The sequence below is a fragment of the Paucibacter sp. M5-1 genome (assembly GCF_027498415.2).
Taxonomy (GTDB): domain Bacteria; phylum Pseudomonadota; class Gammaproteobacteria; order Burkholderiales; family Burkholderiaceae_C; genus Roseateles_E.
Window position 1 is genome coordinate 4,300,754 of record NZ_JAPZLM020000001.1, and the last position, 13,246, is coordinate 4,313,999.

At 62.0% G+C, this 13,246-nt stretch carries 18 protein-coding genes; 17 read left to right on the plus strand and 1 reads right to left on the minus strand.

Features of this window, described 5'->3' with window-relative positions; all coding sequences use genetic code 11:
• Positions 1-50 precede the first annotated feature (50 nt).
• Positions 51-1,451, plus strand: coding sequence for an IS1182 family transposase (locus O5M90_RS20330; RefSeq protein ID WP_262968893.1), 1,401 nt, complete (start codon positions 51-53; stop codon positions 1,449-1,451).
• A 183-nt stretch (positions 1,452-1,634) separates the two neighbouring features.
• On the opposite strand, the gene O5M90_RS20335 is transcribed toward O5M90_RS20330, so the two are convergent.
• A complete protein-coding gene (locus O5M90_RS20335; RefSeq protein WP_269838272.1) occupies positions 1,635-2,096 on the minus strand; it encodes a putative toxin-antitoxin system toxin component, PIN family in 462 nt (153 codons plus the stop codon).
• Positions 2,097-2,379: 283 nt separating this feature from the next.
• On the opposite strand from O5M90_RS20335, the gene rpsL reads away from it, so the two are divergent.
• The 16 genes from rpsL (at position 2,380) to O5M90_RS20415 (ending at position 13,027) form a co-directional block, all read left to right on the plus strand.
• Positions 2,380-2,754 (plus strand): 30S ribosomal protein S12, encoded by a 375-nt coding sequence (gene rpsL, locus O5M90_RS20340; protein WP_137945770.1) that lies wholly within the window; start codon positions 2,380-2,382, stop codon positions 2,752-2,754.
• 166 nt (positions 2,755-2,920) lie between these two features.
• Positions 2,921-3,391: a 30S ribosomal protein S7 gene (gene rpsG, locus O5M90_RS20345; RefSeq protein ID WP_119046632.1), complete on the plus strand. Its 471-nt coding sequence runs from the start codon at positions 2,921-2,923 to the stop codon at positions 3,389-3,391.
• A gap of 69 nt (positions 3,392-3,460) precedes the next feature.
• Positions 3,461-5,563: an elongation factor G gene (gene fusA / locus O5M90_RS20350; RefSeq protein ID WP_137945771.1), complete on the plus strand. Its 2,103-nt coding sequence runs from the start codon at positions 3,461-3,463 to the stop codon at positions 5,561-5,563.
• A 142-nt stretch (positions 5,564-5,705) separates the two neighbouring features.
• Entirely contained in the window at positions 5,706-6,896 is a 1,191-nt protein-coding gene (tuf, locus tag O5M90_RS20355) for an elongation factor Tu (protein WP_262971603.1), read from the plus strand.
• Positions 6,897-6,984: 88 nt separating this feature from the next.
• Complete coding sequence (gene rpsJ / locus O5M90_RS20360; protein WP_056194266.1) at positions 6,985-7,296, plus strand: 30S ribosomal protein S10; 312 nt, start codon at positions 6,985-6,987, stop codon at positions 7,294-7,296.
• A gap of 272 nt (positions 7,297-7,568) precedes the next feature.
• Positions 7,569-8,240: a 50S ribosomal protein L3 gene (rplC, locus tag O5M90_RS20365; protein WP_269838271.1), complete on the plus strand. Its 672-nt coding sequence runs from the start codon at positions 7,569-7,571 to the stop codon at positions 8,238-8,240.
• A complete protein-coding gene (gene rplD, locus O5M90_RS20370; protein WP_137945241.1) occupies positions 8,240-8,860 on the plus strand; it encodes a 50S ribosomal protein L4 in 621 nt (206 codons plus the stop codon). The genes rplC and rplD overlap by 1 nt, the downstream gene beginning before the upstream one ends.
• Positions 8,857-9,174, plus strand: a complete 318-nt coding sequence (gene rplW, locus O5M90_RS20375) for a 50S ribosomal protein L23 (RefSeq protein ID WP_137945240.1) — start codon at positions 8,857-8,859, stop codon at positions 9,172-9,174. Before rplD ends, rplW begins: the two co-directional genes overlap by 4 nt.
• Entirely contained in the window at positions 9,174-9,998 is an 825-nt protein-coding gene (gene rplB / locus O5M90_RS20380; RefSeq protein ID WP_137945239.1) for a 50S ribosomal protein L2, read from the plus strand. The genes rplW and rplB overlap by 1 nt, the downstream gene beginning before the upstream one ends.
• A gap of 10 nt (positions 9,999-10,008) precedes the next feature.
• On the plus strand, positions 10,009-10,287 hold the full coding sequence (rpsS, locus tag O5M90_RS20385; RefSeq protein WP_133703194.1) for a 30S ribosomal protein S19: 279 nt from the start codon (positions 10,009-10,011) through the stop codon (positions 10,285-10,287).
• Positions 10,288-10,298: 11 nt separating this feature from the next.
• Positions 10,299-10,628, plus strand: coding sequence for a 50S ribosomal protein L22 (rplV, locus tag O5M90_RS20390; RefSeq protein ID WP_137945238.1), 330 nt, complete (start codon positions 10,299-10,301; stop codon positions 10,626-10,628).
• Between the two features lie 16 nt (positions 10,629-10,644).
• Positions 10,645-11,499 carry a 30S ribosomal protein S3 gene (rpsC, locus tag O5M90_RS20395; protein WP_137945237.1) on the plus strand — a complete coding sequence of 285 codons (855 nt, stop codon included), beginning with the start codon at positions 10,645-10,647 and terminating at the stop codon, positions 11,497-11,499.
• 3 nt (positions 11,500-11,502) lie between these two features.
• Complete coding sequence (gene rplP / locus O5M90_RS20400) at positions 11,503-11,919, plus strand: 50S ribosomal protein L16 (RefSeq protein ID WP_137945236.1); 417 nt, start codon at positions 11,503-11,505, stop codon at positions 11,917-11,919.
• A 14-nt stretch (positions 11,920-11,933) separates the two neighbouring features.
• Positions 11,934-12,134 carry a 50S ribosomal protein L29 gene (gene rpmC, locus O5M90_RS20405; protein WP_137945235.1) on the plus strand — a complete coding sequence of 67 codons (201 nt, stop codon included), beginning with the start codon at positions 11,934-11,936 and terminating at the stop codon, positions 12,132-12,134.
• Positions 12,131-12,403: a 30S ribosomal protein S17 gene (gene rpsQ, locus O5M90_RS20410; protein ID WP_137945234.1), complete on the plus strand. Its 273-nt coding sequence runs from the start codon at positions 12,131-12,133 to the stop codon at positions 12,401-12,403. Before rpmC ends, rpsQ begins: the two co-directional genes overlap by 4 nt.
• 114 nt (positions 12,404-12,517) lie before the next feature.
• Positions 12,518-13,027 carry a peroxiredoxin gene (locus tag O5M90_RS20415; protein WP_137945233.1) on the plus strand — a complete coding sequence of 170 codons (510 nt, stop codon included), beginning with the start codon at positions 12,518-12,520 and terminating at the stop codon, positions 13,025-13,027.
• The last annotated feature ends 219 nt before the right edge of the window (positions 13,028-13,246 follow it).

Genomic DNA, 13,246 nt, shown 5'->3' on the forward strand with positions numbered 1-13,246 from the left:
GAAGGCCTGAAGACAATGCCCTGCAACGCAAGTTGCAGGGCATTGTTCTTATGGGCTACGTGCAAGGACAGAGTCGAGACCAGGGCAGCCTGTTTCCGGTGTCGCTGGACGAGTTGATCGGACCGGAGCATGTGTGCCGGGTGATCGCGGCGTTCGTGGCGCGGCTGGACCTGAAGGCGCTGGGTTTTGCTCGAGCCCACAGCAAGGCCACAGGCCGCCCGCCGTACGACCCGGCGGACCTGCTGATGTTGTACCTGTACGGCTACCTCAATCGGTTGCGCTCATCGAGGCGTCTGGAGCGGGAGTGCCAGCGCAACATCGAACTGATGTGGCTGCTGCACCGGCTCACGCCCGACCACAAGACCATTGCCGAGTTCCGTCGCTGCAACGCGCAGCCGCTACGCCGAGCCGGGGCCGAGTTCGTGCGCTTTTGCGCCGAAGCCGGTCTGATCCGCGGAGAGTGGGTGGCCGTGGACGGGACGAAGTTCCAGGCCGTGGCCAGCGGCAAGGCCATCCTGGACGAGGTCCAGCGGGCCGAACTGCAGGCCAAGCTGGAGCAGCGCATTGCGCAGTACCTGCAGGAGTTGGAGGCGGCCGACCAGCAGCAAGGCGAGGCGGAGCTGGACGCTCAGGCGCTGCGCCAGGCGCTGGCGCGGCTGCAGCTACAGCAGGCCGAGCTGGCGAAGGTGGACAGCGACAAGCAGCGCTACGTGAGCACCGAGCCCGAGGCTGTAGTGCTCAAGGGCAAGGGCCCGGGCTACAACGTACAGACCGCCGTCGACGCCGAGCATGCCCTGATCGTGGCCCACGAGGTCAACGCGCAGGCGGGTGACAACGGCTGCCTGCAGCGCATGGGCGAATCGGCGCAGCAGACCCTGGGCGGCACGGAGCTCAAGCTGGTGGCGGATGCGGGCTATGCCAATGGCGAACAGGCGCAGGCGCTGGAGGATCAAGGCGTGCGGGTGCATGTCCCCGTCAAGCGCGCGGTCAACAACCAGGGCGAGGGGGACTTGTTCGACCAAGGCCGCTTCACCTACGACGCACAGGCTGACGCCTACGTCTGCCCGGCAGACAAACTGCTGCAGCGCAAGCAGTTGCATCGGGCGGGTAAGGTCGTGATCTATGCAGCGCAGCCCGGCGATTGCGGCGCTTGCGCGATGAAGGCGCGCTGCACGCAGGCCCCACGGCGCACGCTCAGTCGCCATCTCTACGAAGAGGCATTGCAGCGCATCCACCAGCGCGCTACACCCCAGGCGATGAGGCTGCGCCGCTGCACCGTCGAACACCCGTTTGCGGCCCTGAAGTTCCACATCTTCGAGAAGCCCCGCTTCCTGATGCGAGGCCTGACGGGGGCCGGCGCGGAGATCGCGTTGGCGACACTGGCCTACAACGTCAAACGGGCACTGGCGGTGCTGGGTGGGCAGCAAATGTTGCAAAAGCTAGCTATGTGATGCCGGTGCCAGTGTTTGTTGCGGTCCGACACAAGGCTTCGGCTGTTCAGCCCACCGTCACGCAATACGCTCCAATGGACACCTCGCGCGCGCCCAAACAAAAGCGCTCCGAGAAACTCGGAGCGCTTTGCTCTTGGCGCCCTTCGCAGCCGTTTTGACACGGACTGCTCGGGTGGCCCTTTTTCATGGCGGGGCGGATCCGGCCTGCTGCTTGTTCCAAGCCGACGGCGTCAGGATGTCCAGCCCGAGCTTGCGTGCGCGCTTGGCCAGGGCCAGCACGGCGCGATCGCGCGATATCAGCCAGCGCGCCGGCGCAGCCAGCGCCAGATCGATGAAGATCTGGTCATCCGGATCCCGGCAGAGCAGGCGCACGGCAGGCGGCGGCGCCTGGTCAACCGTTAGGCAGAGTCGGGCGAAGCTCGTTTCGATCAATTCCAGGTCCGGCGCGTAGCTGGCCGCCACGCCCCGGTCCAGCACATGTCTGAGCTCGGCCAGCATGCTGGGTGTGCCTATCCATTGAGCCTGACCGGACTCCAGCTCGGCCGCCAGGGCCTGGGTCGAGGAGTCCTTGAAGATCAGCCAGTCCATCACGACCTGGGTGTCGATGACCAGCAGCGGGCGCTCGTCGGGTGTCGGAATCAGCATGGCAGCCCTTGGGTTTGGGCGCGCAGCATACCCTGGCGAAGCGGTCGCTGGCGGGGTCCAACCGAGCCGGCTTGTGTGCTGGCGCCGAGCTGGGCTACAATCGCAGGCTCTTCGGCAGGTCTAGCTGCGTCTACAGCCACCTCTGACTGAAATGAAAACGCACCGCGCCCAGGCGTGGTGCTTTTGTTCGTTTCTAGCGGTGGTGGGGATCTGAGGCGTTTTGAAAGCCATTGGGGCTGCTGCTGCCGAGAGATCTGTGACTTCAAACGGGAACAAGTTACTTATGCCAACTATCAATCAGCTCGTGCGCCACGGCCGTCAGGCCGAGGTCACGAAATCCAAGTCGCCGGCGATGCAGGACTGCCCTCAGCGTCGTGGCGTGTGCACCCGCGTGTACACCACCACGCCTAAGAAGCCGAACTCCGCGCTGCGTAAGGTCGCCAAGGTGCGTCTGACCAACGGTTTCGAGGTCATCTCGTACATCGGCGGTGAAGGCCACAACCTGCAAGAGCACAGCGTCGTGCTGGTGCGCGGCGGTCGTGTCAAGGACTTGCCGGGTGTGCGTTACCACATCGTGCGCGGTTCGCTGGACTTGCAAGGCGTGAAAGACCGCAAGCAGTCGCGTTCCAAGTACGGCGCGAAGCGTCCGAAGAAGTAATCATCAGGTTGTCATGGTGCGGCCCCAGGCTGTCGCCAGATTTTTTGCGGTTTGTGCAGTGCCCAAGGCATGCAGCAGCCGAGTAAGTGGATGGCCCCTGATGTCGGTGGTCGTCCAAGGTCGTCGGGCAGATGCCCGCACCAACTGAAGCAAGAGGAAGATTCCCATGCCACGTCGTCGCGAAGTACCCAAGCGCGAAATCCTGCCGGATCCCAAGTTCGGTAGCGTCGATCTGTCCAAGTTCATGAACGTCATCATGGAATCGGGCAAGAAGGCCGTCGCCGAGCGCATCATTTACGGTGCCCTCGACCAGGTCGAGAAGAAGATCGGCAAGGATCCGCTGGAAGTGTTCATGGTCGCCCTGAACAACGTGAAGCCCATGGTCGAAGTGAAGTCCCGCCGCGTCGGCGGTGCGAACTACCAAGTTCCCGTGGAAGTTCGTCCCGTCCGTCGTATGGCTCTGGCCATGCGCTGGCTCAAAGAGTCGGCCCGCAAGCGCGGTGAAAAGTCCATGGCCCAGCGTCTGGCCAATGAGCTGCTGGAGGCCGCTGAAGGCCGCGGCGGTGCCATGAAGAAGCGTGATGAAGTTCACCGCATGGCCGAAGCGAACAAGGCGTTCTCGCACTTCCGCTTCTAATCTTCCCCGTTCCGGCCGCCTCGGGTTACTACTGACCCGTTGGCGGCTCACTGCATTTGGAGTGACACCATGGCCCGCAAGACCCCCATCGAGCGCTACCGCAATATCGGTATCTCTGCGCACATCGATGCCGGCAAGACCACGACAACCGAGCGCATCCTGTTTTACACGGGTGTGAACCACAAGATTGGTGAAGTGCATGATGGCGCCGCCACCATGGACTGGATGGAGCAAGAGCAGGAGCGTGGCATCACGATCACCTCGGCTGCCACCACCTGCTTCTGGAAGGGCATGGATCTGGCCCGCCCCGAGCATCGCATCAACATCATCGACACCCCCGGACACGTGGACTTCACGATTGAAGTCGAGCGCTCGATGCGCGTGCTGGACGGTGCTTGCATGGTCTATTGCGCCGTGGGCGGCGTGCAGCCTCAGTCTGAGACGGTCTGGCGTCAGGCCAACAAGTACAAGGTGCCCCGCCTGGCCTTCGTCAACAAGATGGACCGCACCGGCGCGAACTTCTACAAAGTCGTCGAGCAGATGAAGGTTCGCCTGAAGGCCAACCCTGTGCCCGTCGTGCTGCCCATCGGTGCCGAGGAAAACTTCCTTGGTGTGATCGACCTGATCAAGATGAAGGCAATCTACTGGGACGATGCCTCCCAGGGCATGAAGTTCGACTATCGCGACATCCCGGCCGAAATGCAGGCCGATGCTCAGAAGTGGCGCGACAACCTGGTCGAGGCTGCAGCCGAGTCCAGCGAAGACATGATGAACAAGTACCTCGAGTCGGGCGAGCTGTCCGAAGAGGAAATTGTTCTGGGCATCCGCACCCGCACCATCGCCGCTGAAATCCAGCCGATGTTCTGCGGCACCGCCTTCAAGAACAAGGGCGTGCAGCGCATGCTGGACGGCGTGATCGACTTCATGCCTTCGCCGATCGATGTGCCGCCGGTGCCGGGCACCGACGAAGACGACCAGCCGACCACCCGCGACGCTTCGGACGAGGCCAAGTTCTCGGCCCTGGCCTTCAAGCTGATGACCGACCCCTATGTCGGCCAGCTGACTTTCGTGCGCGTCTATTCGGGCGTGCTGAAGTCGGGCGATTCGGTGTTCAACCCGATTCGCGGCAAGAAGGAGCGTATCGGCCGTATTCTGCAGATGCACGCCAACCAGCGTGAAGAAATCTCGGAAATTCTGGCCGGCGACATCGCCGCCTGCGTGGGCCTGAAGGACGTGACCACCGGCGAAACGCTGTGCGATCCGGAATCGATCATCACCTTGGAAAAGATGGTGTTCCCGGAGCCGGTGATCTCGCAGGCCGTCGAGCCCAAGACCAAGGCCGACCAGGAAAAGATGGGTATCGCCCTGGGCCGTCTGGCCAAGGAAGATCCGTCCTTCCGTCTGCGCACCGATGAAGAGTCGGGCCAGACCATCATCTCGGGCATGGGCGAGCTGCACCTGGAAATCATCGTCGACCGCATGAAGCGCGAGTTCGGCGTGGAAGCCAATGTCGGCAAGCCGCAAGTGGCCTACCGCGAAACGATCCGCAAGACGGCTTCGGACGTCGAAGGCAAGTTCGTGCGTCAGTCGGGCGGTAAGGGCCAGTACGGCCACGTCGTGCTGACCGTCGAGCCGCAGGAGCCCGGCAAGGGCTTCGAGTTCGTCGATGCGATCAAGGGCGGTGTGGTTCCTCGCGAATACATCCCGGCGGTCGAGAAGGGCATCATTGACTCGCTGCCCAACGGTGTGCTGGCCGGCTTCCCGGTGGTGGACGTCAAGGTCACGCTGACCTTCGGTTCCTACCACGAAGTCGACTCGAACGAAAACGCCTTCAAGATGGCCGCGTCCATGGGCTTCAAGGAAGGCTGCCGCAAGGCTTCGCCGGTGATCCTGGAGCCGATGATGGCCGTGGAAGTCGAAACGCCGGAAGACTATGCTGGTAACGTGATGGGCGATCTGTCCTCGCGTCGCGGCATGGTGCAAGGCATGGACGATATGGTCGGCGGTGGCAAGTCCATCAAGGCCGAAGTGCCGTTGTCGGAAATGTTCGGCTACTCGACGACCCTGCGCTCGATGTCGCAAGGCCGTGCCACGTACACGATGGAGTTCAAGCACTATTCGGAAGCTCCGAAGAATGTGGCTGACGCCATCATTACCGCACGCGGCAAGTAAGTACTGAGCCGAGGCCCGATGGCCTCGGCTTTCCCTATTCGTCTTCGTCGAAGCTCTCCCGTTTGCCAGTCGGCGGGAATCAAGGGTTCGATGGAAACGCTAAACCAACAGACTGGCGCATGCTCTTTTCTGGAGATTTGAAATGGCAAAAGGCAAATTTGAACGCACCAAGCCGCACGTCAATGTGGGCACCATCGGTCACGTTGACCATGGCAAGACCACGCTGACGGCTGCTATTGCAACCGTGCTGTCGAAGAAGTTCGGCGGCGAGGCCAAGGCCTACGACCAGATCGACGCAGCGCCTGAAGAGAAGGCACGCGGCATCACGATCAACACCGCTCACGTTGAGTACGAAACGGCCAATCGCCATTACGCTCACGTGGACTGCCCCGGCCACGCTGACTATGTGAAGAACATGATCACCGGCGCCGCCCAGATGGACGGTGCGATCCTGGTGTGCTCGGCCGCTGACGGCCCGATGCCCCAGACCCGCGAGCACATCCTGCTGGCGCGTCAGGTCGGTGTGAAGTTCATCATCGTCTTCCTGAACAAGTGCGACATGGTCGACGACGCCGAGCTGCTCGAGCTGGTCGAAATGGAAGTGCGCGAGCTGCTGAGCAAGTACGACTTCCCGGGCGACGACACCCCCATCATCAAGGGTTCGGCCAAGCTGGCGCTGGAAGGCGACACGGGCGACCTGGGCGAGCAAGCCATCATGCGCCTGGCCGATGCGCTGGACACCTACATCCCCCAGCCGGACCGCGCCGTTGACGGCACCTTCCTGCTGCCGGTGGAAGACGTGTTCTCGATCTCGGGCCGTGGCACCGTGGTGACCGGTCGCGTCGAGCGCGGCATCATCAAGGTCGGCGAGGAAATCGAAATCGTCGGTATCCGCGACGTGCAGAAGACCACCGTGACCGGCGTGGAAATGTTCCGCAAGCTGCTGGACCAGGGTCAGGCCGGCGACAACGTCGGTATCCTGCTGCGCGGCACCAAGCGTGAAGACGTCGAGCGCGGCCAAGTGCTGGCCAAGCCCGGCTCGATCAAGCCGCACACCCACTTCACGGCCGAGATCTATGTCTTGTCCAAGGAAGAGGGCGGCCGTCACACCCCGTTCTTCAACAACTACCGTCCCCAGTTCTACTTCCGCACGACGGACGTGACCGGTGCCGTGGAGTTGCCGGCGGACAAGGAAATGGTCATGCCTGGCGACAACGTCAGCATCACCGTGAAGCTGATCGCTCCGATCGCGATGGAAACCGGCCTGCGCTTCGCCATCCGTGAAGGCGGTCGTACCGTCGGCTCCGGCGTCGTGGCGACCATCATCGCCTAAGTCTTTTGCGTGACCGGCCCGGACCTGTTGAGGGTTCGGGCCTCACAAACCTCGTGGCCTCGGCCACACGCTCTTTGAAGGAATAGTCATGCAAAAGCAAAAGATCCGCATCCGCCTGAAGGCCTTCGACTACAAGCTGATCGACCAGTCGGCGCTTGAAATCGTCGAAACCGCCAAGCGTACCGGTGCCATCGTCAAGGGCCCCGTGCCCCTGCCGACGCGCATGGAGCGTTTCGACATCCTGCGTTCGCCGCACGTCAACAAGACTTCGCGCGACCAGTTCGAAATCCGCACCCACCAGCGCCTGATGGACATCGTCGATCCGACCGACAAGACGGTTGATGCGCTGATGAAGCTCGACCTGCCTGCCGGCGTCGATGTGGAAATCAAGCTGCAGTGATCGCAGTAGAGCTGTCGGAGATGACAGCTTCAAGAAGGGTGGCCCGCAACGGCCGCCCTTTTTGTTTGGCGATGCCTGGCGCGCCCTTGCGTAATTCCTAGGGTTCACGCTATACTCGCCAGCTTTTCCGCGCTGGTTCGTCCTGCGCGGGATTTGGCGCAGGGTCGGTTCTTGACTTGTCGAGATTCGGCGCTGCACTTATCGGCCCGACCAATCGATGTCGGGTGTACGTAAATGGCTTCCTGTGCGAGCAGAGGGGCTGGAGAAAAACCATGAGTCTAAGCAATCGTCTCGGATTGCTGGGCCGCAAGGTGGGCATGATGCGCATCTTCACGGACGATGGCGACGCCATCCCTGTGACGGTGCTGGATGTGTCCAACAACCGCGTGACCCAGATCAAGACTGTAGAAAACGACGGCTACAGCGCCATTCAAGTGGCGTTCGGTACGCGCAAAGCTTCGCGCGTCACCAAGCCGGAAGCCGGTCACCTCGCGAAAGCGGGCGTTGAAGCCGGTCGTATCCTGAAGGAATTCCGTGTCGACGCCGCCGTCGCCGCCGAATACAAGGCGGGCGCCCAGGTGCCGGTCTCGCTGTTCGCTGCCGGCCAGGCCGTTGACGTGCAAGGCACGTCCATCGGTAAGGGTTTCGAAGGCACGATCAAGCGCCACAACTTCGGTTCGCAACGCGCTTCCCACGGTAACAGCCGCTCGCACAATGTTCCTGGCTCCATCTCGATGGCGCAGGATCCGGGCCGCGTGTTCCCTGGCAAGAAGATGTCGGGCCATATGGGCGACGAAACCGTGACCACCCAGAACCTGGACATCGTGCGCGTTGACGAAGCTCGTCAGCTGCTGCTGGTCCGTGGTGCTGTGCCGGGCGCCAAGAACGGCCACGTGGTCGTGCGTCCTGCTGTCAAGGTCAAGCTCAAGAAAGGAGCCAACTGATGCAGCTCGAGCTCCTGAATGAGCAAGGTCAGGCCACCGCCAAGGTGGATGCTCCTGACACCGTCTTCGCTCGCGATTACAACGAAGCCCTGGTGCACCAGGTGGTCGTGGCCTTCCAGGCCAATGCCCGCCAAGGTACCCGTGCCCAGAAGGATCGTGAACAGGTCAAGCACTCGACCAAGAAGCCGTTCCGTCAAAAGGGAACCGGCCGCGCACGTGCCGGTATGACGTCCTCGCCGCTGTGGCGCGGGGGTGGTCGGATTTTCCCGAACATGCCGGACGAGAACTTCACGCACAAGCTGAACAAGAAGATGTACCGCGCCGGTATGGCCGCCATCCTCTCGCAGCTGGCTCGTGAAGGCCGCCTGTCGGTGGTCGAGGCAATCGATATCGAAGCCCCGAAGACCAAGCTGCTGGCTGCCAAGTTCAAGGCCATGGGTCTGGAGTCGGTGATGCTGATCGCCAACGAAGTCTCCGACAACATGCTGCTGGCCTCGCGCAATCTGCACAACGTGCTGGTTTGCGAGCCGCGCTACGCCGATCCGCTGTCCCTGGTTCACTACAAGAAGGTGTTGGTGACCAAGGCTGCGATGGAGCAACTCAAGGAGATGCTGGCATGAGCGCCCCCACCAAGTATTCCGAAGGCCGTCTGGCCTCTGTGCTGCTGGCTCCCATCGTGTCCGAGAAGGCCACGTCGGTTGCCGAGAAGCACAACCAAGTGTTGTTCAAGGTGCTGCGCGACGCCACCAAGCCCGAAATCAAGGCCGCTGTTGAACTGATGTTCAAGGTCGAGGTCGAGGCTGTGAACGTCGTCAACGTCAAGGGCAAGGTCAAGCGCTTCGGCCGTTCCATCGGTCGCCGCGACCACGTCAAGAAGGCGTATGTGTCGCTGAAGGCGGGCCAAGAGCTCAACTTCTCCGGGGAGGCTGCGTAATGGCCGTCGTTAAAGTCAAACCGACCTCGCCCGGCCGCCGTGCCGTGGTCAAGGTGGTGCACAAGCACCTGCACAAGGGCGCGCCCGAGGCGTCGCTGCTTGAGCCGCAAAAGCAGAACTCTGGCCGTAACAACAACGGTCACATCACGATTCGCCACAAGGGCGGTGGTCACAAGCACCATTACCGCGTGGTCGACTTCAAGCGCAACAAGGACGGTATCCCGGCCAAGGTTGAGCGCATCGAGTACGACCCGAACCGTACGGCCCACATCGCTCTGGTGTGCTATGCCGACGGCGAGCGTCGCTACATCATCGCTCCGCGTGGTCTGGAAGTCGGTGCAACGATCTTGAGCGGCGCGGAAGCCCCGATCAAGGCCGGCAACACGCTGCCGATCCGCAACATCCCGGTGGGTTCGACGATCCATTGCATCGAGATGCTGCCTGGCAAGGGTGCGCAGATCGCGCGTTCGGCCGGCGTGTCCGTGGTGCTGATGGCCCGCGAAGGTGTCTACGCCCAGCTGCGCCTGCGCTCGGGTGAAGTGCGCCGCATCCACATCGACTGCCGCGCCACGATCGGCGAGGTCAGCAACGAAGAGCATCAGCTGCGCCAGTACGGCAAGGCCGGTGCAATCCGTTGGAAGGGTATCCGCCCGACCGTTCGCGGTACGGCGATGAACCCGGTGGATCACCCGCACGGTGGTGGTGAAGGTCGTACCGGCGAAGGCCAAGCGCCTGTGTCGCCGTGGAACACCCTCACGAAGGGCTACCGCACTCGTAACAACAAGCGTACGCAGACGTTCATCGTTTCGCGTCGCAAGAAGTAAAGGGTAGGCCATGACTCGTTCATTGAAGAAGGGCCCGTTCGTTGACCATCACCTGTTGGCCAAGGTCGACAAGGCGGTTGCCAACAAGGACAAAAAGCCTATCAAGACCTGGTCGCGTCGCTCGACGATCCTGCCCGAGTTCATCGGTCTGACGATCGCTGTGCACAACGGCAAGCAACACGTGCCGGTGTATGTGTCTGACCAGATGGTCGGCCACAAGCTGGGTGAATTCGCACTGACCCGCACCTTCAAAGGCCATCCGGCCGACAAGAAGGCCGGGAAGAAGTAAGGATGCCAACGATGGAAACCAAAGCAATCGTTCGCGGCGTTCGCCTCTCGTGTGACAAGGGTCGCCTGGTGGCTGACCTGATCCGCGGCAAGAAGGTGGACCAGGCGCTCAACATCCTGGAATTCACCCAGAAGAAGGCAGCCGTGATCATCAAGAAGGCGCTCGAGAGCGCCATCGCCAACGCCGAGCACAACGACGGCGCTGACATTGATGAACTCAAGGTCACCACGATCTATGTGGAGCAAGGTGCCACTCTGAAGCGTTTCTCCGCTCGTGCCAAGGGCCGCGGTAATCGCATCAGCAAGCCCACCTGCCACATCTTCGTGTCGGTCGGCAACTGAAGGCTGAAAGAAGACTATGGGACAAAAAATCCACCCAACCGGCTTCCGCCTGCCCGTCACCCGTAACTGGGCGTCGCGCTGGTACGCGTCGAACCAGAACTTCGCCACGATGCTGGCCGAAGATCTGCGCGTTCGCGAGTTCCTGAAGGCCCGCCTGAAGAGTGCCGCCGTGTCGCGCATTCTGATCGAACGCCCCGCCAAGAACGCCCGCATCACCATCTACTCGGCACGTCCGGGCGTGGTGATCGGCAAGAAGGGCGAGGACATCGAAAACCTGAAGGCCGAACTGACCAAGCGTCTGGGCGTGCCGGTGGCAGTCAACATCGAAGAAGTGCGCAAGCCCGAAATCGATGCTCAGCTGATCGCCGACTCGATCACCCAGCAGCTGGAAAAGCGCATCATGTTCCGTCGCGCCATGAAGCGTGCGATGCAGAACGCGATGCGCCTGGGCGCCCAGGGCATCAAGATCATGTCTGCCGGCCGTCTGAATGGCATCGAAATCGCTCGTACCGAGTGGTATCGCGAAGGCCGTGTGCCTCTGCACACCCTGAAGGCTGACATCGACTACGGCTTCTCCGAAGCGAAGACCACCTACGGCGTCATCGGCGTCAAGGTCTGGGTCTACCGTGGTGACCGCCTCGCCAATGGCGAAGCGCCGGTGATCAATACGCCGGCAGGTGCCGAAGACGACCGTCGTCCGCGTCGCAACACCCGTCCGGGTGCGCCGACCGGCCGTGGCCGTCCCGGTGGTGATCGTGGTCCGCGTGACGCCGCCCCGGCAGCTGACGCAGGCGCCGCCGGCCAGCCCGCCGCCAAGCGCGTCGTCCGCAAGCCCGCCGCCCCCGTGGCCGGCGAGCCCAAAGGAGAATAAAAAATGCTGCAACCAGCTCGTCGCAAATACCGCAAGGAGCAAAAGGGTCGCAACACCGGTGTTGCAACCCGCGGCGCTGCCGTGTCTTTTGGCGATTTCGGCCTGAAGGCAACTGAGCGTGGTCGTCTGACGGCCCGCCAGATCGAAGCTGCACGTCGTGCGATCTCGCGCCACATCAAGCGCGGTGGTCGTATCTTCATCCGCATCTTCCCGGACAAGCCGATCTCCCAGAAGCCCGCCGAAGTCCGTATGGGTAACGGTAAGGGCAACCCTGAGTACTACGTCGCTGAGATTCAGCCTGGCAAGGTGCTCTATGAAGTCAACGGTGTGCCGGAAGCCCTGGCTCGCGAAGCGTTCACGCTGGCTGCTGCAAAGCTGCCGCTGAGCTGCACCTTCGTGACCCGCCAGGTCGGCAGCTGAAGAGGAAAGACACCATGAAAGCATCTGAACTGCGTGGCAAGGATGTCGCTGCCTTGGAAAAGGAAGTGACCGACCTGCTGAAGGCCCATTTCGGCCTGCGCATGCAAAAAGCGACGCAACAATTGACCAACCACACCGTGTTGGGCAATACGCGCCGTGACATTGCTCGCGTCAAGACCGTGTTGGCCGAGAAGAAGAAGGGAGCCGCGAAATGACTACGCAAGCTCAAGAAAAGAACACGCGTACCCTGATCGGTCGCGTGGTCAGCGACAAGCGCTCCAAGACCGTGACCGTGCTGATCGAGCGCCGTGCCAAGCACGAGCTCTACGGCAAGATCGTGGCCCGTTCCCGCAAGTACCACGCCCATGACGAAAAGGGCGAGTACAAGATGGGTGATGTGGTCGAGATCGCCGAAGGCCGTCCGCTGTCCAAGACCAAGAGCTGGGTCGTGACCCGTCTGGTCGAGAAGGCGCAAGTCGTTTAATCGCCGCTGAAGTCCAGGCTGTTGCGGGGTTTTGTACTCCGCGATGGCTCAGACGGCCGGAACGCTGGAATACTGGCGTCCGGCCGTTTTTCGTTGTGAACAAGGAGATCAACAATGCTGAAAGTCGGAGACAAGCTGCCCGCAGGCACGCTCAATGAGTTCATCGAGGTCGAGGGCAATGGCTGCTCGCTAGGCCCCAATAGCTTTGACATCGAGAAGGCCACCGCCGGCAAGAAAATTGCGATCTTCGCGCTGCCCGGCGCGTTCACGCCTACCTGCTCGGCCCAGCATGTGCCTGGCTATGTGCAGCAGGCCGAGGCCTTCAAGGCGGCCGGTGTCGACGAGATCTGGTGCGTGTCCGTCAATGATGCCTTCGTGATGGGCGCCTGGGGTCGCGAACAGAAGACCGCCGGCAAGGTCCGCATGATGGCTGACGGCAGCGCTGACTTCGCCAAAGCCACCGGCCTGACGCTGGACCTGGTGGCACGGGGCATGGGTCTGCGCTCGCAGCGCTACTCGATGCTGGTCGTTGATGGCGTCGTCAAGTCGCTGAATGTCGAGGCGCCCGGCAAGTTCGAGGTCAGCGATGCTGCCACCTTGCTGGCTCAGGCCAAGGCGCTCTGAACTTTCACGGATCGGGCTGGCATCGCGGGGTCCGCGGTGCTGGCTTGCAAAGTTCTTCGGGGTTAACGCTTGACATGAGCGTAGGCCCTGACGCATAATCCAAAGCTTCGCCGAACGTCAGGCGCACTTTCTAGTGCGTTATGGCCTCGGGTTCGCCCATAACTGCCGGGCGCAAGGGTCTCAAAGATCCGAGCGAACGGTCCACGGGCCCAAGACTGA